Raw genomic sequence first — 26,663 nt, 5'->3', positions numbered from 1 at the left:
AACCATGAACCAGCCAACTCGTTCCAAACCCGCTTCGTGTTTAAAGCGCAAACTTAAAAAATTAAAAACCAAGCCTAAGAGTTTTATTGTTGATTCTAAAGGTTATAGCCTTGCTCATCGTTCCTGGAAAAAAAGCCTTAAGCTTGGCAGCTTTCTATGGGTGGTGGTCTGTTTTGCCATAGCCGGAATCTACTTTGGTTTTATCGCCTCCGATCGCTATGTCAGCCGGGCTGAGATCGTTGTAAAGCAAGCAGACCAGCTTAAAATGTTGCCCGATGCCCTATCACTATTGGGTCTGGGTGGCAGTAATCATCAAGATGTGCAGCTTATCCAGGAGTATCTTAAATCTCCCGATCTGCTGGCAAAACTGGATAAAGAATTGGGCTTGAAAGCCCATTACCAGAACCACCAAGTAGACTTTTTTTCCCGCCTCGGTAGCAACATCAGCCAGGAAGCATTCCTAAAATATTATCGCGATCATCTGGCGCTGCGTCTGGATGAAATATCCGGCGTAATGACAATCGAACTGCAGGCCTTTGATCCCGCGTATGGCCAGAGAGTCATCAAATTGATGTTGCAAGAATCCGATCGCTTCATTAATAAATTGGGACACCAGGTAGCGCTGGAACAGCTCGCCTTTGTTGAAAAAGAAGTCGGCCGTGCTTACCAACGGCTTCAAGCCGAGAAAGTCAAAGTGCTGGAGTTCCAGAATAACCACCACCTAATTAGCCCGGAATCTACCAGCAGCGCCCGCTTGGGTGTGGTAAGCCAAATTGAAGGCGAATTGGCGCGTCAGCAGGCACAACTGAAACAGTTACAAAGCTACATGAACGAAACGGCACCTGCCGTTATCTCTGCGCAGGCCACCGTCAATGCATTAACTCAGCAGCTAACGCAGGAACAAAACCGCTTAACGGGCGTTGATAAAAACGCCATGAATGAAGTCACCGCCAGTTATTTAGATGTACAAACCCAGGCAACACTGGCGGCGGACATCTATAAAACGGGGCTTATTACCCTTGAGCAGTCCAGAGTCGAAGCATACCGCAAACTTAAGCATCTATTGGTGGTTAGCCAGCCTTCGCTCGCTGAAGATGCTGAATATCCGCGACGCCTCTATAACTTAGCTACCGTCGGCGTACTGCTTAGTTTGATGTATGGCTTGATTGTGATGGGATTAGCTACTTTGAGAGAGCATCAGGATTAGTATTTAAAACATATGGAAATAAAGGTGTAAAGATTTAAATGAGCAATTAAAATTAATGCCATAGTGAAGTTTATTAAGTGAAAACCTTAAAAACAAAACACTTAAAACATTTAATAAGCGCAAACCACACTAAAACAGTTGGGTTATATTTTTGAAACACCTCTATATTTATTTTTATTATTGTTAGAACTGTAATAAAACTAACACCCCACTATTTTCATAGGTTGAAAAACCATCAATATAAATTGTAGGATCTATGTTTAAGCGAAAAAAGAAGACCATATCATCACCAGAATTAGATACCGAATTTTACGGGGAATATTACAACGATCTTTCCGATAAAAGCGACGAAGACTTACAGCGACATTGGCAACAGTATGGGATACATGAAAGACGCAGTCCAAATATACAGCAGCTACTAAAAAACCATGAATTACACAATATAAATGAATATGAATTTGAAATAGATCCTGACTTTTACTGCCGAAATTACCCTGATATTGGTCAAAGTGGCGGATTGAATAAAACCCAGGCAAAAATACACTGGCTAATCCATGGAAAAAAAGAAGGCCGTGCTAGAACATTGGCCGAATGGATGAAAACACACGGTGGTTATGCTTCCCTATCAATAAATGAAAACGATATTGAAAAGTTTATAGATTTAAACAAAGATAATGACCAGCATGTAACAATAGAAACGATCCAGGACGTTCTTAGAGGAAAAATATTTCAACCTATAAAATTTGCTGATAATCCTGGTGATAATGCAAGTTTCTATGAACGGCTTGGTAAATCATTTTATCTCACCTATAAAGAGAAAGGTTCGGAACATGAGCGTCTAGCGGCTCGTTCAGCTTATCAATTGTCTCTGTATTTTCATTCTACAGCGCGCGTTTTAGAACTTCTTGGAAACACTTATTTAGATGCAGGAGATTTTAGGGCTGCATTAAATATATATTATGAAGCTCAAATAAAGACAACTAAAAATCACAAGGAAAATTCAAGCCGTTACTTGTATACATCATTAGCAAAAGCCGAAAGTGCATGTCATTTGCATTATGAAGCATTAACAACCATTGCCAAAGGCTGCAATTCTCATCCAGAGTTCACACAACAAATAGAACAATTAGATTTATATGCAAGAAAATATTTCACTAGTCTTTCAAGTCAATTACAATCACTAGCGATACTTGATAAGCGAAAAGATTTACGAGATATTACCTGGCAGTGTACTGAAAACATTTATAAGTCATACCTTTCTGCTTATGGGGACACAAATAATCCGAATCCAAAAGTCAGCATCAATAGTAATCGAATCCTTATTGTTGGTGATTATCATATTCCTCAATGTGTACGGTATCGTATCAACCAAAAAGCAGAGCAGCTTAAGCGGCAAGGAAAAATTGTCACTTGTATTAGTTGGACAGATTTAGCTGACAAGAGTAATGAATTAGCCTTAAATGATATAGTCATATTTTATAGAGTACCAGCAGTACCAGAAGTAATTAAAGCCATTGCAAAAGTCAATGCTGCCGGAAAATTGTCATTCTTTGAAATAGATGATCTACTTTTTGATACGTTATATCCCGCAAATCTTGAGAGTTATGGTGGGTACGTTACATTAGACACTCACATTGAGTTGCGTAAAGGTATGGGGCTGTTTTATGCAGCGGCACGATTATGCCAGTACGGTATCGCATCAACACTCCCTCTCTGTGAAAAACTTAAGGTATTAGTTTCAAATGGTATGTGTCTTCTTCATCGTAATGGGATAGATGATCGTGATATTCTCAGAAACGTTGAACAAAAAAATGATGGGACTATTGATATTTTTTATGGAAGTGGTACGCAGGCACATAATAGTGATTTCACTGAGCTAGCCCTACCTGCACTAACACGAATTTTACAAAAATATCCCCACGTACGATTAATTATCGTAGGTTATTTAAAACTACCGACTCATTTTATCGAAAATTTTTCTTCACAGTTGAAGCAAGTTCCACCAATATCAAGCATCAAAGCTTACTTGAGTTTACTGCAACAGGCTGATATTAATTTGGCAGTATTACATGATGACCCAATAAATGCGTGTAAGAGCGAATTGAAATGGTTAGAGGCCGCTCGCTTCAGCGTCCCATCCGTATTAAGTAGCACTCAGAACTATAGAGATGTACTTATTGATGGAGAAGATGCTTTACTTGTCACGAGTAAAGAGGAGTGGTTTACTGCATTATGTAAATTAGTTGAAAATAAAAATTTAAGACAGCAATTAGCTCAAAAATCTTTTGCAAAGGCAGAAGAGAATTATAGTACTGACTCTCTCGGCAGACAATTCGCAACTCAACTTGATGGTCTTGTTAGTAAAAAGCCTAAAAAACATAAAATTGCTTTGGTTAATGTTTTTTTTCCTCCTCAGTCCATTGGTGGAGCTACACGCGTCGTAGCTGATAATGCAGCTATTCTTCAACATAAGTACGGAAATGACATTGAACTTACGGTATTCACTACTGATGAACGCTGTACCAAACCTTATCAATTAGAAACATACAGGCAAGAAGGGATTACCGTTTACCGTTCAACGGTACTTCATCGTGAAAATATGGATTGGCATCCTCAAGATCCCGAGATGTATTCACTTTTTGAAAAATTTCTAGAGCTTGAAAAACCTGATTTGGTACATTTCCACTGTGTGCAAAGGCTAACTGGTTCAGTAGTGGAAGCTACAAAGAATGCTGGCATTCCGTATATTGTTACTGTACATGATGCATGGTGGATTTCAGATTACCAATTCTTGGTAGATTCCAATGGCAAAGTATACAGTGAAGGACATCCAGATCGTTTTGCTCCAAGGGCACTACCTAATAACATTACATTTTCACAATCAATAGAGCGTGCAGAATATCTTACTGATTTATTATTAGGTGCCAATAAGTTATTAACAGTATCAGAATCATTTGCAGAAATTTATCGTAAAAACGGTATCAACCAAATTCATATCAATCGAAATGGTATTAGTTCTAACCAACCTTGGGCGTTAAAGGAAACCAGTGAAAGTAAAAAGGTCATATGCGGACATATCGGTGGCATGTCGGAACATAAAGGCTACTTCTTATTGAAATCAGCAATTGAAAAATTGCAACCAAATAATATTGAATTAATTGTTGTAGACCATAGCAAAGACGAAAATTATTTAGAAAAAACTCTATGGGGAATAGTTCCGGTAACTATTTTGGGGAGATTCTCCCAAGATAATATTGTTGAGCTTTACCGTCAAATAGATGTACTTTTTTCTCCATCAATATGGCCTGAAAGTTTTGGACTGGTAACTCGAGAGGCTGCAGCATGTGGATGCTGGATAGTAGCAAGTGATCGCGGAGGCATAGGCGAAGATATCATTGAAGGTGAAACTGGATTTATAATAAAACCTGAGGCAGAGTGTTTGAATAAAGTACTCAACACAATTAATTGTAACACTGTCAAATTTAAAGGGGTTGCACCCCCTAAAGTGATTCGCTTTGATTGCTCACAAGTTGATGAACTTTTTAAAATTTATGGAACTCTAGTATGAATATCATCATTGAAAAAAATAACATTCACATTCTTTTAGACAGTTGTAAAGATCCTTTTATTGAAATAAAAGGCTTACCATTAAAAAAACCTTATGAATTAAAAGCAGAAAAAGATGGTTATGTTCTAATAATACAAATTGATGCAATTGATATTTTTGAAAGCATTATCTCTGTCAATGAAATTGATGTTAATTTTGATAAATTCATATTAGATAAAAATAATTATTTTAACGATGATTACATGACTGAGAGTATCGTAAATGCGGGAGCTAGAAAATTCACAAATGATGAATTATATTTCCTTGTTAAGAATAACATCAAAAAAATACCTCTTAACTGCCCATATTTAGGAGCGATGCTAACAATTATTTCCTATCGAATAATAGATGATCTTGACAAGAGAAAAAACATAATAGATGACATTGTTTGTTTAAAAAGAAAGTACGACGCAGCCGTCGATGATACCAACCCGCACTCGATAAGATGGTTTATATCATCTTCTGCAACATTAGCAATGTTACTAATAGCACTAGATAGAAAAGAAGAAGCAAAAGAATTTCTTAACTTAGTAAAAAAAAATTATTATAGAATTAATCTTAACCCTTTATGCTATTGGAATGCCATTCAAGGGATGATTCTTTTATCTCTGTTATATATCGAAGATGACCAGTGGGAGTTAGCAGGAAATCTTTTATTATCTCAGTTTATTTTCTCTAGAAATAGCTTGATAGACCTCTACAATCCTAGAAATGATTGGTTACTTGCTCAGTTATCTGACTGCACTGCACTTCTGGAATTAGGAAAATTGAGCTTAATAATATCCACCAGGTGCCTTAAAAATAACATTAATTCTTCTACAAGAATATCACCATTCAATGGAAATAATAAAATAGTTGAATTATCACCCTTGTTCATTAGATTTAGAACATTGAGTAATAAAGTCGATTTTTTTAACACCATTAAAGAGAAAATAGATGCCAGAAAGAATCAATAATAAAAAATGCATTATTGGGCCATCTCATATCGTGCGGTGGGAACAATTATTCAACAATGTCCTTACAGAACTTCCTCATTATGATAACTATGCTATAGGAGGGCTTCCTATATGGGATGAAGGACTGCTTTCGTTTTTAAATGAAGCAGTTAAGAAATATGATGAGATTTATATTTTAATTGGCGACTTTAGATTTGGAAATGCCGTTTTAAACAATGAAAAAACACGAAGCCTCGGAATTGTAAAAGAGAACATCAACAGTGTAAATGATTCAATAATGCTAGCAAAATGTCTTGATTCACTTGATGTAATTAGTGAAATGAAAAACGTTAAGCTTATATTTTGGGATCTATACATTCGTGAATTCACAAATAAAAAATCAGGTAGACATTCTGAGGGGGATGAATATAACCACCCCCATTGGAATTATGCTTTCTTTGAAAAAAGATACCATTCTAAAACAATAGTTCTGAGTGAATTAAATAATTTAGACTTAGACTTCCTGTTTATAGATTCAAGTTTGCATCCATCTATATTTGGCTACAATTTCTTACTAAACTTAGTAACAAACAATTCTGTGACTGACAGTTTCCTCTCTTGCTTAAGGTTTAGGTGTGCTATTGATAAAGAACTCAACTGCTCTAAGCCAACCGTTATCATAGGTAATGGTGTTTTTTTTAGAACCATTCATTATTATTTATCCAAAGGCATTATATCTCTCAATGTTAACGTGCAAACATCAAGAGCTGATGATGCATTATTTACTAAGCGACAAGAAGAAAGAAGGCTAATTTTTTTCTCTGAATATAGAAACGAATATGCAAGAGAAAAAGCACAATCCTATTTAGAAAAAGCAAACTGGAAAGAAAAAACTTACATTGATTTTCCAAATCTAAAAAACAGACTTCGATCTAGCATTATTTTTGAAATCACGAACGACGTCCCGAACTTCCTGTTTATATATGCATTACTGAAGAGCTCAATGAACGGTAACACGCAAGATAAATTTGATATTAATGCATTCAAAGACTCATTAAACAAACATTTTATTAGGAACTGCTTATGTTTATCTTAGATTGTACATTACGTGATGGTGGCTATTACAACAACTGGGACTTTCCAGATAACATTGTAACTTCATACTTAAAATCTGCAGCTGAGGCGAATATAGATTATATAGAACTCGGACTTAGAAATTTCCCTCAATCAGGATTTTTAGGTGCATATGCATATACTACCGAACAACATCTTAACACACTGGAGTTACCAAGCGGACCAACATATGGCGTAATGGTTGATGCTAAAACAATTCTTAGCGCAAGCATTGGTATTGAAAATGCGCTTGAAAAGCTTTTTGTACCAGCGGAAAAGAGTAAAGTTAAATTAGTAAGAGTGGCAGCACACTTTAATGAAGTTGAGCACTCTGCACCAATTGTTAAAAAGCTTAAAGAGATGGGATATTTAGTCGGTTATAATCTTATGCAGGCTGGAGGTAAACCAGACCATATTATCGCCGAAAAAGCAAGATTAGCAAGAGAATGGGATGTATTAGATGTACTCTACTTTGCTGATTCTCTTGGGAATATGGATAGTTTGGAAGTTGAGCGTATTATTTCAGCTCTGCGCACAGAATGGCGAGGACCGATCGGAATTCACACTCATAACAACATGGGTAAAGGTTTAGACAATACAATTACTGCTATTGATAAGGGTGTGACATGGGTTGATAGTACAATTACCGGTATGGGTCGTGGTGCTGGAAATACTCAAACTGAATACTTACTTGCGATTTTAGACAAAAATAATAAAAAATATAATCCATCGCCTATTTATGATCTTGTAATTCGCCACTTTGAAACTATGCAAAAGGAGTATGGCTGGGGTAGTAATTTACTTTATTTCTTAGGCGCTCAGAATGATGTTCATCCAACTTACATACAAAACTTACTATCTAACACTCACTACGAAACGGATGAAATCGTTGGTGCAATAAAATATTTAAGTGATCTCGAAGGCGCTACATCTTATAATGGCTCAGTCCTTGATTCAGCATTGAAATTTAACTCCGATTTAGTTCCTCCATCAGGAACAGCTCTAATTGAAAATAAATTCCTTGCACAAGATGTTCTTCTATTAGCTAATGGCTCAACATGTGAACGTTATAAAAAAAGCATTGAACTATATATTAAATTAAAAAAACCGATAGTCATCTCCGTAAATTTAAATAAACACATCAATGAATCATTGATAGACTACATCGTCGTTTCTCATAATGTAAAATTCCTTTCTGAATTCCATAAATATAAAAAATTAAACAAAACTCTTATATTGCCTAAGCATCGTTTTAGTTGCAGTGAAATGTTAGAAATTGAACACCTGAACATCATAGATGTAGGCTTTAATAGTTCTTCTACTACATATTCAATCAAAAATTATGTTGTTAACTCTCCATATGATCTAACAAGTGCATATGTACTTGGACTCTTAGCCATGGCTAATCCTAAGTCAATAAAATTAGTTGGTTTCGATGGATATGGTAAGGGCGATCATCGACAACATGAAATGTTGGAAATTTTAGGTGAATATAAAAAACTAAGTCCCAAATGTGAGCTTACCTCTTTAACGCCGACTGAATATCCAGTTAATCAAGGATCAATTCATGCAATCCATTCATAATTACGATATTTATATTTTTGATTGCGACGGTGTTATTCTGGATTCAAATAGATTAAAAATCGATGCAATGACTCAGACATTAAATAGTTTCTATTTTAAAACATCCAGCGTAGACAAATGTATAGAATACTTCACTAATAACTTTGGCCTATCCCGTTTTCATCACGTAAAATTTTTCCTGGAAAATTTTTTAGGTGTTCGACATGAAGAAAAACAAGTCATTCAATCATCTATATTAGAAAGATTTGCATCTCATTGTGACGACTTATACCTCACCGCAAGTATCACTTCTGGTTTCGAAGATTTTATTTCCTCAATTCATGGGCAAAAATATATAGCCAGCGGTTCAGAACAAGTCGGATTAGTACGTTCTTTGCGAAAAAGAGGCTTAGATGTCTATTTTTCTGATATTTATGGCTCGCCAGAGAGCAAATCAAACCTGGTTTTAAAAATTCTTAAAAAGGAGAACAATAGTAATGCAGTAATGTTTGGCGACGCAGTATCAGACCTGATCGCGGCCAAAGAAAATGGAATTGATTTTATAGGATATTTAAAGCATTCAAATGTTAGTTCCTCACTAACAGAACTGGCACTGAATAATGGACATAGTGTAATAAATTCATGGGGAGACATTAAATGATTACAGCTTTCCTTCCCTGCCGTAAAGGTAGTCAAAGAATATCAGATAAAAACATTAAGGATTTTTCTGGAATCAAAGGAGGATTATTAAGAATAAAATTAAACCAATTGAAAAACTCTTCTTTAATACATTCAATAGTCGTATCATCAAATGATGAAAGAGTGTTAGAGTTAGCCAGTAAGGATAAGGATTCAAGAATAGTTTTAGATGAAAGACCTGACCATTTAGGAAGTTGTGCCACAACTACGGATGACCTTATAAAATATGTCCCTACGATTATCAGTGACGAGCATATTATTTGGACACATGTTACTTCTCCATTTATAACAGATATTGATTATAATAAAATAATAGACTCTTACTTTTCTGTGCTTCAACAGGGCTACGACTCTTTGATGACCGCACATAAGTTGCAAGGTTTTATTTGGAATGAGTATCATCCTGTTAGTTATAATAGAGATGAACTGAAATGGCCAATGACTCAGAAAATAAAACCTCTTTATGAAGTTGATAGCGGAGCATTTATTACCACTAGAGATAACTATATAAACTTTCCGACCGAATTGGAATAAAACCTTTTATCTACATGCAAGAAAAAATAAAATCTTTAGATATCGACTGGCCAGATGATTTCAAACTTGCGGAACAATTATGGAAATACAAGCAAGAACTAGAGAGAGATAATATTGGGAATGGAAGATGATATAAACATCAAACTTTCATCATATTACCCCTTCTTTCAAAATACTTTTCTTTCAGTCAAACAATCATAGAAGCTTGAATAAAACCGCACGTGAAATTGAAAAGACCATCTCACACCTCTTTTTAATAATGGATATTAACTCATGTTTCTCATGCTTATCTTTCAGGATTAACGCTTCCACTCGCAAGCATCTATTTAGCATAAATAATTCATATGTAATTACTGATTTTTGCAGCAACCAACAGAGGACCATCTCAATCTGAAATAAGGGTTTAACTTGAATTCATCCTCCCCCTCCACTCAATATTACTCTGAAGTGTGATAAATTAATTATCTGGCTAGTTGAGTTAAACCTCACTTCCATTCGTTAAAAATATATCTTTCCTGTGCCATCTTTTCCATATTACATATGATGCTGGCACAGGGTTCGACCAATAAATTGGATAATCCTTTGAACCTTCATATTGCAGCCATCATAAAAGATGAATGCTCAGGCTTACTTGAATGGATAGCCTGGCATCGCGTTTTAGGCGTAACGGGTTTTATTATTGCTGATAACGGAAGTCGTGACGGAAGCAGAGAGCTACTCGCCTCCCTGGCGCGCTTGGGAATTGTTACCGTATTCGATCAGCCAAATCTCTATAATCAAAAACCCCAAATACCCGCTTACGATCGCATTTTGCGCACCTGTTCACGCGATATTGATTTGCTGGCCTTTATCGATGCCGATGAATTTTTATTACCGCTATCAACGGACATAAATTTACCCGAATTCTTTGGTGCGCGCTTCGTGGATGACAGTGTTAGCGCTATTGCTCTTAACTGGTCTAACTTTGGCTCCAGTGGAGAAGTGTTTGCTAACGAAGGATTGGTTACAGAACGCTTTACCAAGCGTGCGCCGCTAAAATTCAACGTTCACCATAACTTCAAGAGTGTAGTGAGGCCGGAGCGCATCAATCATTTCCATAACCCTCACTTTGCTAATCTGCGTTATGGCCGTTATATCGATGCGCGGGGAAATGATCTGGTTCCTCATCCAAAACACAGTTACGGAGTGAGTAACGAAGTCATCTGGGACGGCGTGCGCGTTAACCACTACGCCGTCAAATCCCTGGAGGAGTTCCTGCTCGGCAAGCACCTGCGCGGCAGCGCGGCCACAGCTAATCGCGTTAAACATAAAGCCTATTTCAAAGCCCACGACCGCAATGATGAAACCTGCTTACTTGCAGCGTCACTGGCGCCCAAAGTGAAAGTGGAAATGGCGCGGCTACAAGAGTTGCTGGATGCCCTGCCCGAAGAAACACCGCAGAAAAAGCCATCCTGGCTGGGTAAGCGAATGAAAACCTTGCTGGGTTGAGCTGCACCACACCTTTTATATTCCCGAATCACCTTTCAACAGGAGCCCGGAGGCGGCCTTCCCTCTCCCGGTCCGTGAATTCTCATATGCATAATTGCCACTGGCAGCCTCTGGCGCTACCCACTTCCTGGTCAACGCGCGCTGGCTGGTTACTTATTCAGGGAACTCTGCGCACCCATCAACCGCGCGGAGAAACCCGACTGCGCTGGCAGTGTCGCCGGGGAATATGGTACGAGCAGATTCTGCCGATCACACGCCGTGGCACCTTACAGGAAATGGTCTTCCTGCCAATGGGAGCTAACCAGCTGTTTCTGCTTGCCAGTAGCGAAGGAGCGGATTGCCAGTTTGAGGTTATCCGCCTTGCACGCATATCTTCACAAGAAAGCCTGTGGCGCCGGTTGCGTCGGGTATGGCCTTTTTATCAGCGGTTGACCGCACACAAGCGGAGGCGGCTGGGGCTGAGCTGGCATTTATGGTTTACCGATTTGCAGCAGGCCTATGATCTGGTGGGTAAGATTCGCGATGACAAACCGCTACACGCCTACGAACACTGGCTGGCCAATTTTGATCTAATACAGCACGGCGAGCGCCGGGCCATTGAACGCCTGCTTGCTCGCTGGAACACCCTTCCCCGTGTCTGTCTGCATCTGGTTAACGGCAACGATAACGCGGCTCGTCGGCGCACACTGGCCAGCATTGCAGCGCTTTGCTACCCGACAGATCTCGTCACTGTGGTTGAACATGGTGCGACGCCATCGCAAACCAACAGACCTACCGGTGAATGGCAATGGACGATCCCAATGGGGGCAGAGCTGGCTCCTGCAGCTCTCGTCTGGTTGGCACATCAGCTAAGGCAAACGCCTAATGCGCAGTGGATTTACGGCGATCATGATCTGCTGGATGACAAAGGTAAGCGTAATGCGCCAAATTTTAAGCCGGACTGGAATGAGACGCTGCTGCAGAGTCAAAACTATATCGGCTGGTGCGGCATGTGGCGCGAAGACGGCACATCACACATCCCCCAAAATGAGGGAGAGTGCCATGGTTGGTGGCTGCAGCTGTCCAGCCAGCATGAGACTTCTCATATTGCACATATTCCCGCGCTGTTAATGCATTTGCCTGCTGCCGCGCAACAGCCTGACGACTATGAAAATCTTGCGCGTCAGTTATCCGCTTTCCCGGCCGGGGTTGTCGTGGAAGCTGCTCCTCACGGTATCTGTCGCTGGCGCTGGCCACTGCCAGCAACCTTGCCGCGGGTCTCGGTGATTATTCCCACCCGCAACGGCCTGACGCACCTTAAAGCTTGCATCGAAAGTGTCGCGCAGCAGACCCGCTATCCTAATATCGAAATGGTGGTGATGGACAACCAGAGCGACGATGTTGCTACTCTTGCTTATCTGGAGCAGATCAGCTCGGACTATGGCGTACGGGTTATTCGCTGGGATAAGCCGTTTAATTATTCAGCTATCAACAATGCTGCGGTGCGCGAGGCAACCGGTGAACTTGTTTGCCTGCTCAATAATGACACCGAAGTACTCAACCCATTATGGCTGGATGAGATGGTCTCACATGTTCTGCGCCCTGGCGTGGGCGTGGTCGGTGCCCGACTCTATTACGCCGATGGACGTATTCAGCATGCAGGGGATGCCGTCGGACCAGGCGGCTGCGCCGACCATTTTCACAGTGGCCTGGCTGCCGATAAACCCGGTTATCAGCGCCGAGCGGTATGCGCGCAGGAACTGTCGGCAGTGACGGCTGCTTGCCTGTTAACCCATCGCCAGCTCTTCCTCGATCTGGGCGGTTTGGATGAAGTTAATCTGCCAGTGGCATTTAACGACGTAGACTATTGTCTGCGCGTGGGTGAAGCGGGGAAACGGATCGTGTGGACACCGTTTGCTGAACTTTATCATCATGAATCAGTATCTCGCGGAAAAGATGCCACCCCGCACCAGCTGGCGCGTGCACAACGAGAACTGCGATATATGAAAAAACGCTGGGCGCAGCGGTTAAAACACGACCCTGCTTACAATCCTAACCTGAGCTATGACCGTCCTGACTTCTCCTTAAGTCATGCTCCCAACGTGGTGCTCCCATGGATGAGTTAATCAGAAAAGCACTCTTTAGACCCTACTTAAGGTTGAATAAGCAGAGTATCGACAATCAACATGATGCCTGGTCTGAATGCCGCTCATTATTAATTCTGCATGAGGGAGATTCGCCAACGCTGGCGTATTTTGCGGAGGCAATAAAATGTCGCTTTCCCGCAGCAGAGTGCCAGTTAGTAGATACGTTAACGACGCCGGCGATGACCTTTGATAAGGGTGCCGCCATCGTGGTTATCCGCTTTATTTCCCAGCAATGGCAACGCGAAATCGAGCGTAATATCGATGCGCTCTCGCAGGTTATCTATTTTATGGATGATGACCTGTTTGATCCTTCAGCATTAGAAGCCCTGCCCAAAGCTTATCGAACCAAAATAATCCGCCGCTCTGCGTCCCAGCATCGTTGGATCACCGAACACTGCGACACTATCTGGGTTTCAACACCGTTTCTGGCGAACAAATATGCGCATCTTAAGCCAGACGTAATTGCGCCGTTGCCCCTATCCCGAACGTGTACGCAGCGGCAACCCGTGAAAATTGCCTACCATGGTTCTCGCTCGCATCAGGCGGAAAAATACTGGCTGCGGCAAGTGATCGAGGGGGTACTCACGGCGTGCCCACAAGCCAGTTTCGAAATTTTTGGCGAGCACGAAATCTATAAACTCTACCGTGACCTGCCTCGAGTGACGATCCTGCATCCGATGAGCTGGCAAAATTATCTGGATTATACCCTTCATCATCATGTCGATATTGGCCTGGCTCCTTTGCTGGCATCAGAATTTAACCAGGCACGCGGGCCGGTGAAATTTTACGATTTCGTCCGCATGGGCGCGGTGGGCGTATATAGCAACTGCGCCCCCTACAGTGATTTTATCGAGCAAAATATCAATGGCGTGCTGCTGAATAACGATCCACAGAAGTGGGTAGAAACGCTGACGCTATTGGTTAATTCCGATCAAAAACGTCAACATCTGGCAAGCAATGCCCTGGCGTTTACTCAGACATTAACGAATCTTTAGATATTTTCTCTTGCATTCAGTGAGTTAGATAATCACACCATACTCCCCTTTATGATCACCCTTATCTACTCAGTGAAATACCGACAACTCTGCACGGTCTTATGCAATTTCAATTTTCACTGATTGCGTATAATACGCTGAACTTTTGAGCAGATACCTGACCCGCTGATTTCTGCCTTATCCATCCTATTAATAGTTATTAAGCGCTCTGGCAGCTCTAAGCCAGAGCGATAGCATGTTCATATTTAATTTACTCTGTACGCAGAGTCTCTTGAGGCTATTTCGAAATGAAATTCATTGTCACTGGCGGTGCGGGTTTTATTGGCTCTGCCGTTGCACGACACTTAATCAATAATACTGATCATCACGTTATTGTCATCGACAAGCTAACTTACGCCGGTAATCTCGATTCCCTCAGTGACGTTGCCAAAAATGAACGTTTTCACTTTGAACACGTTGATATTTGTCAACAGCACGAGCTGGAACGCATCTTTGCTCAGCATCAACCTGACATTGTGATGCACTTAGCGGCTGAAAGTCATGTTGATCGCTCAATTGATAAACCCGATGCCTTTATTCAAACTAACATTGTTGGTACTTATTGTTTACTGGAAGCAGCCCGCGCATATTACGGTAAGCGTCCTGCCGCGCTGAAAGAGCAATTTCGTTTTCATCATATCTCTACTGATGAAGTTTATGGTGATCTGCATGGTGTGGATGACCTCTTTACAGAAAATACCCCTTACCAGCCCAGCAGCCCGTATTCGGCATCAAAGGCCGCCAGCGATCATCTGGTACGGGCATGGAATCGTACCTATGGTTTTCCGGTATTAATTACCAATTGTTCAAACAATTATGGCCCTTACCATTTCCCGGAAAAACTTATTCCACTCACCATATTAAATGCCATCGCGGGTAAGCCTTTACCGATTTACGGTAATGGTATGCAAATCCGTGACTGGCTTTATGTCGAAGATCACGCACGCGCGCTGGTTAAAGTGGCAACCGAGGGGGAAATTGGCGAAACCTATAATATCGGCGGACATAACGAACGTGCGAATATCGATGTTGTAAAAGAGATTTGCTCAATCCTGGATAATTATATTACGAAAAAACCAGCAGGGATTAAACACTTCGCCGATCTCATTACTTACGTGGCCGATCGACCGGGCCATGATATGCGCTATGCGATTGATGCCAGCAAGATATTTAATGATCTCGGATGGCAACCGGAAGAGACCTTTGAAAGTGGCATCGAGAAAACCGTGATGTGGTTTTTGAATAATCCAACCTGGTGGCAACGTGTTATTGACGGTTCATATTCAGGCGAACGCTTAGGTTTGCCAGAGGAAACAAATTAAGATGAAAGGTATCATTCTCGCCGGAGGTTCTGGCACGCGCCTTTATCCTATTACTCAGGGCGTATCCAAGCAGTTATTACCGGTATATGACAAACCGATGATTTATTATCCGATTTCTGTTTTGATGCTCGCTGGCATTAGAGAAATCCTGATCATCACCACACCGGAAGATATGCCTTCTTTCAAACGCTTGCTGGGCACCGGTGAGCAATTTGGCATAGAACTATCATGGGCAGTACAACCCTCTCCAGATGGTTTAGCTCAGGCATTTATTTTGGGTGAGGATTTCATCGGTAATGATTCCTGCGCTTTGGTACTGGGCGATAATATTTTCTTCGGACAAAGTTTTGGTAAAAAACTAGAGAGCGCGGCCAGCTTAAACTGCGGAGCCACGGTATTTGGTTATCCTGTTATTGATCCTGAACGTTTTGGCGTCGTTGAATTTGACCCTGAATTCAATGCGATATCGATAGAAGAAAAACCGGTCAAGCCTAAGTCAAATTACGCAGTAACCGGTCTCTATTTTTACGATAACCATGTGGTTGAAATGGCTAAACAGGTTAAGCCCTCAGCAAGGGGTGAACTTGAAATAACCACGTTAAACCAAATGTACCTGGAACAGGGTAATTTGAAAGTGGAATTATTAGGCCGTGGTTTCGCCTGGCTGGATACCGGCACCCACGACAGTCTCAATGAAGCATCACAATTTATTCATACCATTGAAAAGCGGCAGGGAATGAAAGTCGCTTGCCTGGAAGAAATTGCCTTCAATAAAGGCTGGCTAAATCAGGAACAGGTATTAAAGCAGGCTAAGCTGATGCAAAAATCTGACTATGGCCGCTATCTGCACCAGCTTATCGCCTTAGAATCCGCCACGCAGTAAGGGATCGGTATGAATATTTTACTGTTTGGCCGCAGCGGACAAGTGGCTTGGGAACTGCAACGTTCCCTCTCTCTTCTCGGGAGCGTGACGGTCGTTGATCGACACCATGAAGCGCTGTGCGGCGATCTCACCCAGCCTGAAGGTATTGCAAATACCATTCGCTCTCTCAAGCCTGATGTGGTGGTTAACGCCGCGGCCTATACGGCGGTAGACACTGCAGAACAGGATAGGGAATCCGCATTGCTGGTAAATAGCGAAAGCGTGGAAGTTATGGCGCGGGAGACGGCCCAGCTTGGTGCTTTGTTGGTGCATTACTCTACGGATTATGTCTTCGATGGCAGCGGCGACCACTACCGAAAAGAGCATGAAGCCACCGGACCACTCAATGTGTATGGCCAGACTAAGCTGGCCGGTGAACACGCCATTGCTCGCCACAATCCGCGCCACTTTATTTTTCGTACCAGCTGGGTGTATGCCAGCCGTGGAAAAAACTTCCTGCGCACGATGCTAAAACTTGCTGATGAAAAATCGAGTTTATCGATTATCAACGATCAAATCGGCGCACCGACCAGCGCAAGCTTAATCGCTGATTGTACCGCCATCGCTATTCGGGATGAGATACAGCATAAATCTAAATATGGTACTTATCATCTGGTCGCTAGCGGTGAATGTTCATGGCTAGAGTATGCAAAATATACGTTTAGCGTGGCCAGAAAATATCATACAGCCAGCAAGATAAATACCGTAACCAGTATATCAACGGCTGAATATCCTACTCCGGCCAGAAGACCGTTAAATTCACGACTATCCAACAGAAAATTCCAGCAGGCATTTATTGTAACCCTGCCTGACTGGCGTTGCGATGTGGCGCGTGTTGTTTCAGAACTTGTTTCTTAAGAACAAGACTTAACTCGCTAACGCACCACTTGCATTAAAACTTATTAAGAAAAATAAGCATGAAGATTATTAAAACGTCAATACCAGAAGTGATCATCTTTGAACCCACCGTATATGGCGATGACCGCGGATATTTTTGCGAAAGCTTCAATCAGCGAGCTTTCGAAAACGCAGTCGGTCGCCCCGTCAATTTTGTCCAGGATAATCACTCGAAATCGAGAAAGGGTGTATTACGCGGATTACATTATCAATTAGCCCCACAGGCTCAGGGTAAACTGGTGCGCTGCACTGTTGGCGAGGTGTTTGATGTCGCGGTGGATATCCGCCAGGGATCTGCAACCTATGGCAAGTGGGTGGGGGTAATACTCAGCGCGGAAAATAAACGCCAACTATGGATACCCGAAGGCTTTGCGCATGGGTTTATGGCTCTGAGTGAGAGTGTCGAGTTTCTCTACAAAACAACCAACTATTACTCACCACAACATGAGCGCAGTATCCGCTGGGATGATGCAGAAATTGGTATCGCGTGGCCGAATATTGATGTTGAACTGATTATTTCAGAAAAAGATAAACTGGCCGACAGTCTTAATAGTTCATTAAGTGAACAAGCCGATTCCCTGGCAACGATAAGTTAGAAAGCATCCATTCCCCACCTATATTATAAAGGCGCAATACTTTGCGCCTTTATCTTTAATTCTGATTACGTTCCCTGCAATCACACCACATCCATTCTTTCATTCATCTCCCTGAAGACCACACTCCTTTCCCCTTCACGACGCGGTTTATCACCACCGTAATAAACCGCATTGATTTGCGTATTAGCAATGATATGAGTTCTGAACTTCTTAAATAATCCCATATCCGGTTTAAAGCTGGCATTCCAGAATTGATTCAGCTGTCCCTGATAGGTTAATCCCTGAATATCATAAAACGCGTTGCCCATGACCTTTAGCGGCTTTCCATGGATTAATGCCGAGATCCCAACAGTACTGTTGATGGTGATAACGGCTTTTGCATGATTCAGCAGTTCAGGCAAAGGTAAATCGTGAACATAGATGACTCTGCCCGCGACGCCATAATCTTTGCACAGCTTATTAATCAGAGGTGCATATAAGCGGTGCCCGCGATCCATGGGATGATGCTTAATCACTAAAAACGCATCACGCGATGCGCCCTTTGAAAATGAAAAGATCACTTCATTAATATAATCGCGCACATCTTCATATGGACTATGATTGCGAATCTGACTGTCATTGTAGACTTGCAAAACCGCGAGGAAAAAACGCTGATCCAGGCTGGACTGCAGTTGGGATAACACATTGCGCTGACGCCAGCCGTACCACTGCTTACGCCAGTAAGCCCTTACCCAGCACTGGGCTTCATACCAGGGTGAGAAGGACTTATGGTGGCGATAGTTTTTAAATTCATGGCGATAAAACCAGCCGACGGCGTAATACCACATGGCGTGGCCAATGCGCTTCTGGGTGGAAGGCTGGAAGGGTTCAATCTGCACCGCATGCATTTCAGGTAATTGGCGATAGAACTCGGGATCGCGCGGTAATGATGAGAAGGCATTCACGCCGCCCTCTTCTACCGTAATAAAGTGCGGACGCAAATAGCCCTCTTCAAACGCAATAAAACGAATTCCTCTCGCCTGTGCCCAGCGCTTAGCCGCCAAATGCATAGGCCGACAATCACCGAAACAAAGAATCGTATCGAAATTATATTCCTGATGCGTATCGCGCAGCCATGTCGGAAATTGTTTTTCTGATTTTAAATAAGGCAGATATTTACGCTGGCGACAGTAAAAACGATCGGCACCGTTAAATACCACATTCACGGCTTCACGATCGTGAGATTCCAGCCATTCAGCAATATCGTTAAAAAAAGGTCCCATTGGGCCCTGCAGTAAAAGATATTTTTTACCGGCCATCAGTTTTTTAAAGGCATTCCCTTTCATCACTTACCTTCATTTAAAATTGATATTTACGCAGCGCGACTTTTAGCACCATCGCCAGTTTGCGTGATTGCCGTATGGCATAGCCTTTTTTGCCGCTGCAAAGCTGCATCTGCGCTCGCGGCGCTTCATGCAGCCACGTCACCGCCTCTTCCACGCTTATCGCGTTCTGTCGTACCGGATGGATATAGGTGGGATAGGCAATCAGCGCCTGATAAACCAGGTCCGCTAGCGTTAACTGACGCTGGCGACGGCTGGAGCGGTATTCGTCAACGGTCACACCCCAGTTGGCGTAAAACGGCATGCCGTAACAGTGCACTTGCTTGCCGTGCAGTAACGCTTCAAATCCAGACAGCGAGGTCATGGTATGCAACTCATCAACGCGCTGAATGCACTGGATAATATCGGCATCAAGTGCCTGATAATCCGCTAAGCGCGCTACCTCTTCGGCGGCAATATCACCTTTACGGTTGCCGACAAGCACATCGGGATGGGGTTTGTAAATAATGAACGCGTCAGGATTGCGTTCGCGTACGGTACGCAGCAGCGCCAGATTGGTATTGATAGCGAAGGTGCCGGTTGCAATCGAGGCATCATCTTCCACCTGGCCCGGCACCAGCAGCACGCGTTTGCCCTTAGCTGCTGCCGGCAAGATGAACTCCGCGCCAAGGTTATATTTGCTGATTTTGGTTGCCACTAAGCGCTGGTGCAGCTGCTCCGCACGCATCCGCTGCGCCGGGGTGAGATCGCTGTTATTCAGCAACTCTTCCAGATCGCTCGGCCGCGATGCATCGTAATAAATGCCGCGTTTATCCAGCACCAGCGACAGCGGCGCCAGCAGATCCGAGCCCAAACCGGAGGAACGCAAAAAGCCATCTTCCATACGCCAGATCGGCAGATGCCGCCCGCGCAGTTTGTCCTGCCAGCGCTGTTCATGTCGCACGCCCCACACCACGCAGGCTGTGGCCTGACGGCTGCGCGGCGCAAAACTCAAGCGATTAGCCGACGTACGCAGAAAAGGTTTGAGGATGGTCGATTTCCACAGCGTTAAGCCCGGCGCCCATAAATGTCCGTGGCGCTGCTGCTGATGACGGCGCTGCAACTGTAGCCAGTTCAGCACATCAAACAGCGTCCCGGCTGTACCGCTCACCGGATGAATGTAGCGGCAGTAACGCAGATAAGCGGCAGCAAACAGTTCATGCAGCGTGGCGTTGCCACGACGCTGCGCCAGCTGTTGCGCCTTAGGATGGCGATCGTCGGTTAAGCCCCAGCCCGCATACCACGGCTGACCAAAGCAGGTCACCGGTTTACCCGCCAGCAGCGCTTCAAAGCCATACTGCGACGTCACCGCATACACCCGCGAGACGTGACGCAGCAGCGACTGCGGGCTAACGTTATCCGCCATCAGATGCACCCGCGCAGAGGCTTGCAGATGGGCGAAATAGCCGGCTTTTTTGCCCTGCAACACATCCGGATGGACTTTCACCCACACCATAGCGCGCGGGTTTTCATCCAGCGCAGCCTGTAACATCGCAGCAAAATGCTCTGCACACGCGTTGCCATATTGCACCGACACATCGTTGAAGGTTTGATCCACCACCAGCACGATTTCGCGCTTTAGCATTTCGCCCACGCTAAATGCCGGGGCGTGATTGTATTTCGACAAATCCCCCGCGACGATAATATCCATCGCCTGCTGTGCGTCAGCATGCAGCGCCTGATTGCCAGTACGATCCTGGATCAATCGCTCCAGCGTGCTGGGCTGGCGCGCATCGTAATAGATGCCCTCACTATCCAGCACCATCGAGAGCGGCGGCGCGCCATTTACGCCTAAATCCAGCGAGCGGATAAACCCATCTTCCAGCCGCAAGATGGGTTTACCTGCCGCCAGCGCCATCTCCACCGGCTTATGCGCGCTGGGCCGATGGCCCCACACCGCAACGGTGGTGATGTCGTCAGGTATCGCGCGGCGCGCAGAGAGCTTGTGACACGGCTGTGACAGAAAAGTGCGCAGATGCGGAATGCGCCAAATGCCGGAGGAAAATATGCCGATGGAGCCTGTCTCACTAGCGGTGACAGAGGCGATCGGCTCGACGCTCTGCGCCGAACCAGCGGAGACGCGAGTTGCAGACATACCAGTTCCTGTGTGTGAAGGTGTTGCAGATTCTGTAGCAACCCCTTCATCCCAGTGACGGCATTGATACATAAGACGTAATGTGTAATCAGTCGAAAATTCGAACAGGCGCTATTTTTATGCTTTTTGCGCGTAGCTAAAAGTGCGGTTACCTGACAGTTATGTCGCCTTTAGCAAGCTTTGAGGCCGTTCTTATTGAAAGGATTGATTTATTCTGAAGAGGGAAGAAGAAACAGGCTTGAATGGGTAGAGGTATTGTTAGGTCGCCGTCCCTGGCGACCCGCGTAAATCAGCGTTCGCGCATCGCCTCCTTACCTTTGTTAAACGGTTTGATCAGGTAATCCATTATCGTCTTCTCACCGGTTTTGATATCCACCGCAGACACCATTCCCGGACTGATGGAGAAGCGTTTTCCGGCTTTATTCTGCACATAGTCGTTATCGGTGCGAATAAACACGCGGTAATAGTAAATCTCTGGTTTGACCTCATCCTGAATGGTATCCGGCGAGATACTCTCTACCACGCCGTTAAGGCCGCCATAAATCGCGTAATCATAAGCCGAGATCTTCACCACCGCGCGCTGGCCGGGATGGATAAAAGCGATATCACGCGGTGAAAGGCGCGCTTCAATCAGCAGGCGATCGTTCATTGGCACAATATTCATCAGCTCGCCATTCGGTGGCACTACGCCGCCAACGGTGGAGACTTTGATGTTTTTCACGATGCCGCGCATCGGCGAACGAATGGTCATACGCGTTACCGTGTCTTCACGCCCTTTCACCACTTGTCCCATGCTGTCGGCTTCGGCGTTGGCCTTTGCCAGCTCTTCACGCGCCTGCACGTAATATTGCGACCGCATATCCGTGAGCTTTAGCTCCAGATCCGACTTATCACGCTGCAGGCGCAGCACCTCTACGCTACTGGCGGCGCCAGTTTTAGCCAGCCGCTGAGTGATAGCCAGCTCGCGGTTGGCCAGCGCCAGTGACTGATTAAACTGCGCGGTGGCATCAGCGAGCTGTGCGCGGCGGGTTTTGTACAGCCGCGCTTCTGAGGCCTTCAGATCGGGAAATTTATCCAGCTCCGCCGGAAACGTCAGCGGCTGATCGTTCACTTCGGCAGTCAGACGCGCAGCCGCAGCCAGCGCAGCGCGATAGCGTGCCGCACTCTCTCCGACGTTGGATTGCGAGCGAGTGGCATCAAGGCGCGCGACGATTTGCCCGGCCTGCACCTGATCGCCTTCATGCACATAGAGTTCAGTCAGGATGCCGCCCTCCAGCGATTGCAACACCTGATCGCGCGAACTGGGAATCACTTTGCCGGTGCCGGTAGAAACTTCATCCAGCACGCCAAACCACGCCCAGATCACCGTAATCAGGATCAACGCGGTACTGATGACAATCAGGCGCACCGCGCCGGTGTAGTGAGTTTCGGATCGCAGCTCGCCCAACAGATCGTCGGAGGAATCCACTTCTGCTGCGGTCACCAGCCGCAGTCGTGCCGGGAGTTGTTTTATCATGCTTGCGCCTCCGGCTGGCCGCCACTGGCGCGCGGCGGCGGCAGAGCATTCTCTTTCGGACTATCCATCACCAGCTGTCCCTCCTTCAGCACCAGCACACGATCCACCAGCGCGAGGATCGCCGCGCGGTGCGTCGCCACGATCAGCGTGCGGCCGTTCAACCACTGACCGAGACGCTCAATAAACTCTTTCTCGGTGTGATCGTCGAGCGCTGCCGTCGGCTCATCCAGCAGGATAATATTGGGATCGCGCAACAGCATGCGCGCCAGCAGTAGCGACTGGCGCTGGCCACCGGACAATCCCGTGCCGCCTTCCATGATCGGATGATCGAGGCCGAGCGGCAGACGACGAATAAAATCTGCCCCACCGCTCACGGTCAGCGCACCGAAGATCGCATCATCGGTGGCGTGTGCCGCGCCGAGGGTGAGATTTTCACGCAGCGTGCCGTGGAACAGGCGCGCATTTTGCGTCAGCAGGCCGACGTTGCGCCGCACATCCGCCACATCAATATGTGGCAGGCTGAGGTTATCCAGCCGCAGCTCGCCGCCGACGAGATCGATGCCGCCGATCATCGCCTGCAGCAACGTTGATTTACCCGATCCGTTGCGCCCCAGCACCGCAACACGCTCGCCGGGCTTGATGGTCAGACTTTTGATGCGCAGCGCGATAGTCAGCGAATCGGTGTAGTAACGAAACATCGCGTCGGTAAATTGGTAGTGACCAAACAGCACCGGCGAGTGGATCCGCGTCTCGTCCTTACTGTTTTCCACTGGCAAGTTCATCAGCGCATCGAGGCTGCCTTTTGCCGCTTTTACCTGCTGCCAACGCGCCAGCACGCCGCACAGCGTGGCCATCGGCGCAATCATGCGCGACGAGAGCAGCGAGGCGGCAACAATCGCACCGGTGGTGATATCGCCGTCGATCACCATCGGCGCACCAATCACGATCACGCTGGCATACACCAACCCTTGCACCGTTACGCCCCAGGTGATCAGCGAGTGCATCACTTTGCGCATCTCGACGCCGGATTGCGCGGTGATGCGAATGTAGCTGTTCCACTGCTGCAGGAAACGATCTTCCGCCTGCATCAGCTTGATGTCTTCCAGCCCCTGCACGCTCTCCACCAGCACCGCGTTACGCAGCGTCGACTCCTTGAGATTCTGCTGCGCCAGTTTTGACAGCTTTTTCTGGCTCATCACGCCCGGCAGCACCATCAACAGCACCGCCACTGGCGCAATCCACGCCAGCTGCGGCGCGATAATCGCCATCACTAGCAGGAACAGCAGGAAGAACGGCATATCAACAATCGCCGTCACCGTGGTGGAGGTGACCATTTCGCGGATCGACTCCAGCTCGCGCAGCTGTGAGATAAAGGTGCCGGTCGAGCGCGGTACGGCGCTGTTGCGCAGCCGCAGTGCGTGACCAAATACCCGATCGGAAACGCGCATATCGGCGCGTTTACCCAGCAGATCGGTCACGTGATCGCGCCCGACGCGCAGGATGTAGGTAAACACCACCGAGATAATTACGCCGATATACAGCACATACAGCGTTGGATAGGATTGCGCCGGAATCACGCGATCGTACACCTGCATCGAGAAGATGATGCCAACCAGCGCCAGCAGGTTGATCAGGAACGATCCCAGCATCACGTAGCCGTAAGGTCGCAGATCGTGCAGTACCAGGCGGCGCAGCCAATCCGGCTTTACCCCGGCGAGATAGCGATCGACGCGACTGTCCTTGGCCGCGGTGACCGGACGCAGCGCGGCGGCAAAGCGGATTTCCGGTAGCAGCGTTGCCAGCGCAATCGGCGCGGGCTGCTCATCACCGGCGAAGTGCACGCGCACTTCATCGTCCCCATCAAACTGGGTAATCACGCCCACCTGGCCATCGGCCAGCTCTATCGCCAGCGGCAGCCGCCAGCTGGTGATCTCCCACTTATTCTCTTCATACAGCTGCAGCGATAAACCCGCCTGACGCGCCAGATGGCGCAGCGCTTTGTCGCGCGTCTGTTTGCCCTGCCATTCGGCGGCGGCCATGATCATGCCCGGCGAACAGGGCAAGCGATAATGGGTGGCAATCAGGATGATGGCGGTGGCCCATCCGTGTAAGGGCACGTTGCCCCCGGAGGCGCTGTCGGGCGCATCGGGAATCTGTAATTGCGTCATGGCTGGATCTCCACGGACTGGATCCGCTGATTATTCAGTGCAAACGCTGACCGCATATGTCCGGTGCTGTAAAGGCAATCGAGCTGCAGTGAGCGTAACTGGCTGATGGTTTGCTGCAGGGTGAAACGCGTCTGGAACACTTCCTGCTCGGCGTTCAAAACATCCAGTAAAGGACGCGTGCCGAGTTGCAGATACTGATCCTGATACAGCGACTGGGTTTTCTCGCCCAGCGACTGCTGCCGTCCCATAATCGCGAGGCTCAGCGACAGGCTTTGCGACTCGTTCTGCGATTCACTCAGCTGCTGGCGCGCTTTCAGTCGCGCCGAGTTGACGGCCGCATTGGCGGCCTGCAAGGCATTGGCTGCCGCATCCCGGCTGGCGGTGATACCGCCGCCCTGATACAGCGGCATTTCCACTTTCACAAACGCCGAATATTGCGTGCGATCCAGCGTCTCGCTGCCGGAGTAATGATTGTTGAGATAGTGCGTTACCTGCGGCTCCAGCGAGAGGGTTGGCATGTTCTGCGCATTGGCATTATCGAGCTTGGCCTGCGCCTGATTAGCCTGCGCCCAGGCCGCTAATACCGAGGGATTGAGCTTGTCATCGGCTTTCGCCACCTGACAGGATTGGGTCAGTTTGGCGGGGAAATCATCGCTAACCTTCTTCACCAGCGGCCAGCCGAGATAGGTCGCCAGCGTGGCGCGCCAGCGGTCAAGATTGGCCTGATACTGGATTAACGTGGTGCGCGCACCTTCGATACGCGCGTCAGTTTGCGTGGCATCGGAGAGTGAAGCCGCGCCCTCTTCATTACGCTGCCGCGCCAGATCGCCAATTTTACTCAGCGCCGCCAGCTGCTGCTGGGCAATTGTCACCAGCTGTTGATAACCCTGCACTTCCACCAATGCCGCAGCGGTATCGTGCGCGACGGTATCGATGCTGACCAATACGTTGGCCTGCTCCTGCGCCACGCCAGCTTCGGCGGAGCGTACCGAGCTGCTCACCTTGCCAAAGTCATACAGCATCTGCGACACCGACAGCACAAACGACGGGCTGAAGCCCTTCTCGCTGTAGGCGTTGCTGTAGCCGTTGTTCATGCCGGCGCTGATCTGCGGATAGTATTTGGCTTTCGCCACATCAACCTGATTGGCCTGTTCCAGCATCTTGCCCACGGCCTCGGCGATATCCGGATGCCACTGGACAGCGCGCTGTACCGCCTGGTTGATGGTGAGAAAGTCGGGTACGTTTGCCAGTGCGGGTTCGGCCACCTCACCGGTTAATGAAGGGAGTTCTTGCTGTTGCGCTAAACCTGCCGAGGTGATCTGCCCCGCGCGGGTTAACGCGTCACTGGCCGCTAAAAGTTGAGAACTGTAAAGTAAAGCCATGCCCGCACAGAGAACGCTGAGCTTAAACGAACGGCGAAAAGTTGCGCCTGAGTGCATCAGTTCCATCGATAGTCCACCAGTCATTAAAGAGAAAGGGG

19 protein-coding genes are annotated in these 26,663 nt (G+C 46.2%); 14 read left to right on the top strand and 5 right to left on the bottom strand.

Annotation, left to right across the window (positions count from 1 at the left end):
• Positions 1 to 4: 4 nt before the first annotated feature.
• From CRO19_RS12690 to rfbC, 14 genes are all read left to right on the top strand, one after another.
• The gene (locus CRO19_RS12690) at positions 5 to 1,207 is read left to right on the top strand and encodes a Wzz/FepE/Etk N-terminal domain-containing protein (RefSeq protein ID WP_097096125.1); all 1,203 of its coding nucleotides are present in this window, start codon (positions 5 to 7) and stop codon (positions 1,205 to 1,207) included.
• A gap of 256 nt (positions 1,208 to 1,463) precedes the next feature.
• Positions 1,464 to 4,775, top strand: coding sequence for a glycosyltransferase (locus tag CRO19_RS12685; RefSeq protein WP_097096124.1), 3,312 nt, complete (start codon positions 1,464 to 1,466; stop codon positions 4,773 to 4,775).
• Positions 4,772 to 5,770: a hypothetical protein gene (locus CRO19_RS12680; protein WP_097096123.1), complete on the top strand. Its 999-nt coding sequence runs from the start codon at positions 4,772 to 4,774 to the stop codon at positions 5,768 to 5,770. The genes CRO19_RS12685 and CRO19_RS12680 overlap by 4 nt, the downstream gene beginning before the upstream one ends.
• Positions 5,751 to 6,845: a hypothetical protein gene (locus tag CRO19_RS12675; protein ID WP_097096122.1), complete on the top strand. Its 1,095-nt coding sequence runs from the start codon at positions 5,751 to 5,753 to the stop codon at positions 6,843 to 6,845. The genes CRO19_RS12680 and CRO19_RS12675 overlap by 20 nt, the downstream gene beginning before the upstream one ends.
• Positions 6,833 to 8,446, top strand: a complete 1,614-nt coding sequence (locus CRO19_RS12670; protein WP_097096121.1) for an aldolase catalytic domain-containing protein — start codon at positions 6,833 to 6,835, stop codon at positions 8,444 to 8,446. Before CRO19_RS12675 ends, CRO19_RS12670 begins: the two co-directional genes overlap by 13 nt.
• The gene (locus CRO19_RS12665; protein WP_097096120.1) at positions 8,430 to 9,086 is read left to right on the top strand and encodes an HAD family hydrolase; all 657 of its coding nucleotides are present in this window, start codon (positions 8,430 to 8,432) and stop codon (positions 9,084 to 9,086) included. The genes CRO19_RS12670 and CRO19_RS12665 overlap by 17 nt, the downstream gene beginning before the upstream one ends.
• A complete protein-coding gene (locus CRO19_RS12660) occupies positions 9,083 to 9,658 on the top strand; it encodes a cytidylyltransferase domain-containing protein (protein ID WP_320204480.1) in 576 nt (191 codons plus the stop codon). The genes CRO19_RS12665 and CRO19_RS12660 overlap by 4 nt, the downstream gene beginning before the upstream one ends.
• Before the next feature lie 582 nt (positions 9,659 to 10,240).
• On the top strand, positions 10,241 to 11,146 hold the full coding sequence (locus tag CRO19_RS12655; RefSeq protein WP_097097651.1) for a glycosyltransferase family 92 protein: 906 nt from the start codon (positions 10,241 to 10,243) through the stop codon (positions 11,144 to 11,146).
• Between the two features lie 86 nt (positions 11,147 to 11,232).
• On the top strand, positions 11,233 to 13,251 hold the full coding sequence (locus tag CRO19_RS12650) for a glycosyltransferase family 2 protein (protein ID WP_097096119.1): 2,019 nt from the start codon (positions 11,233 to 11,235) through the stop codon (positions 13,249 to 13,251).
• Complete coding sequence (locus CRO19_RS12645) at positions 13,239 to 14,267, top strand: glycosyltransferase family protein (protein WP_097096118.1); 1,029 nt, start codon at positions 13,239 to 13,241, stop codon at positions 14,265 to 14,267. Before CRO19_RS12650 ends, CRO19_RS12645 begins: the two co-directional genes overlap by 13 nt.
• A gap of 287 nt (positions 14,268 to 14,554) precedes the next feature.
• The gene (gene rfbB, locus CRO19_RS12640) at positions 14,555 to 15,628 is read left to right on the top strand and encodes a dTDP-glucose 4,6-dehydratase (RefSeq protein WP_097096117.1); all 1,074 of its coding nucleotides are present in this window, start codon (positions 14,555 to 14,557) and stop codon (positions 15,626 to 15,628) included.
• Position 15,629: 1 nt separating this feature from the next.
• Positions 15,630 to 16,511 carry a glucose-1-phosphate thymidylyltransferase RfbA gene (gene rfbA, locus CRO19_RS12635; protein WP_097096116.1) on the top strand — a complete coding sequence of 294 codons (882 nt, stop codon included), beginning with the start codon at positions 15,630 to 15,632 and terminating at the stop codon, positions 16,509 to 16,511.
• 9 nt (positions 16,512 to 16,520) lie between these two features.
• Positions 16,521 to 17,408, top strand: a complete 888-nt coding sequence (gene rfbD / locus CRO19_RS12630) for a dTDP-4-dehydrorhamnose reductase (RefSeq protein ID WP_097096115.1) — start codon at positions 16,521 to 16,523, stop codon at positions 17,406 to 17,408.
• A gap of 59 nt (positions 17,409 to 17,467) precedes the next feature.
• Positions 17,468 to 18,043 (top strand): dTDP-4-dehydrorhamnose 3,5-epimerase, encoded by a 576-nt coding sequence (rfbC, locus tag CRO19_RS12625; RefSeq protein ID WP_097096114.1) that lies wholly within the window; start codon positions 17,468 to 17,470, stop codon positions 18,041 to 18,043.
• Between the two features lie 80 nt (positions 18,044 to 18,123).
• On the opposite strand, the gene CRO19_RS12620 is transcribed toward rfbC, so the two are convergent.
• The 5 genes from CRO19_RS12620 to CRO19_RS12600 all read right to left on the bottom strand — a co-directional run bounded on the left by CRO19_RS12620 (position 18,124) and on the right by CRO19_RS12600 (position 26,631).
• Positions 18,124 to 19,368: a capsule polysaccharide biogenesis protein gene (locus CRO19_RS12620; RefSeq protein WP_097096113.1), complete on the bottom strand. Its 1,245-nt coding sequence runs from the start codon at positions 19,366 to 19,368 to the stop codon at positions 18,124 to 18,126.
• A 13-nt stretch (positions 19,369 to 19,381) separates the two neighbouring features.
• Complete coding sequence (locus tag CRO19_RS12615; RefSeq protein WP_097096112.1) at positions 19,382 to 21,499, bottom strand: capsule polysaccharide biogenesis protein; 2,118 nt, start codon at positions 21,497 to 21,499, stop codon at positions 19,382 to 19,384.
• 289 nt (positions 21,500 to 21,788) lie between these two features.
• A complete protein-coding gene (locus tag CRO19_RS12610; RefSeq protein ID WP_097096111.1) occupies positions 21,789 to 23,015 on the bottom strand; it encodes an HlyD family type I secretion periplasmic adaptor subunit in 1,227 nt (408 codons plus the stop codon).
• Entirely contained in the window at positions 23,012 to 25,183 is a 2,172-nt protein-coding gene (locus tag CRO19_RS12605; RefSeq protein ID WP_097096110.1) for a type I secretion system permease/ATPase, read from the bottom strand. The genes CRO19_RS12610 and CRO19_RS12605 overlap by 4 nt, the downstream gene beginning before the upstream one ends.
• Positions 25,180 to 26,631 carry a TolC family outer membrane protein gene (locus CRO19_RS12600; RefSeq protein WP_097096109.1) on the bottom strand — a complete coding sequence of 484 codons (1,452 nt, stop codon included), beginning with the start codon at positions 26,629 to 26,631 and terminating at the stop codon, positions 25,180 to 25,182. The genes CRO19_RS12605 and CRO19_RS12600 overlap by 4 nt, the downstream gene beginning before the upstream one ends.
• Between the last annotated feature and the right edge of the window lie 32 nt (positions 26,632 to 26,663).

This window comes from Candidatus Pantoea floridensis (genome assembly GCF_900215435.1).
Taxonomy (GTDB): domain Bacteria; phylum Pseudomonadota; class Gammaproteobacteria; order Enterobacterales; family Enterobacteriaceae; genus Pantoea; species Pantoea floridensis.
Note: the sequence above shows the minus strand (reverse complement) of the source record. Positions and strands in the feature narration are given on the sequence as shown.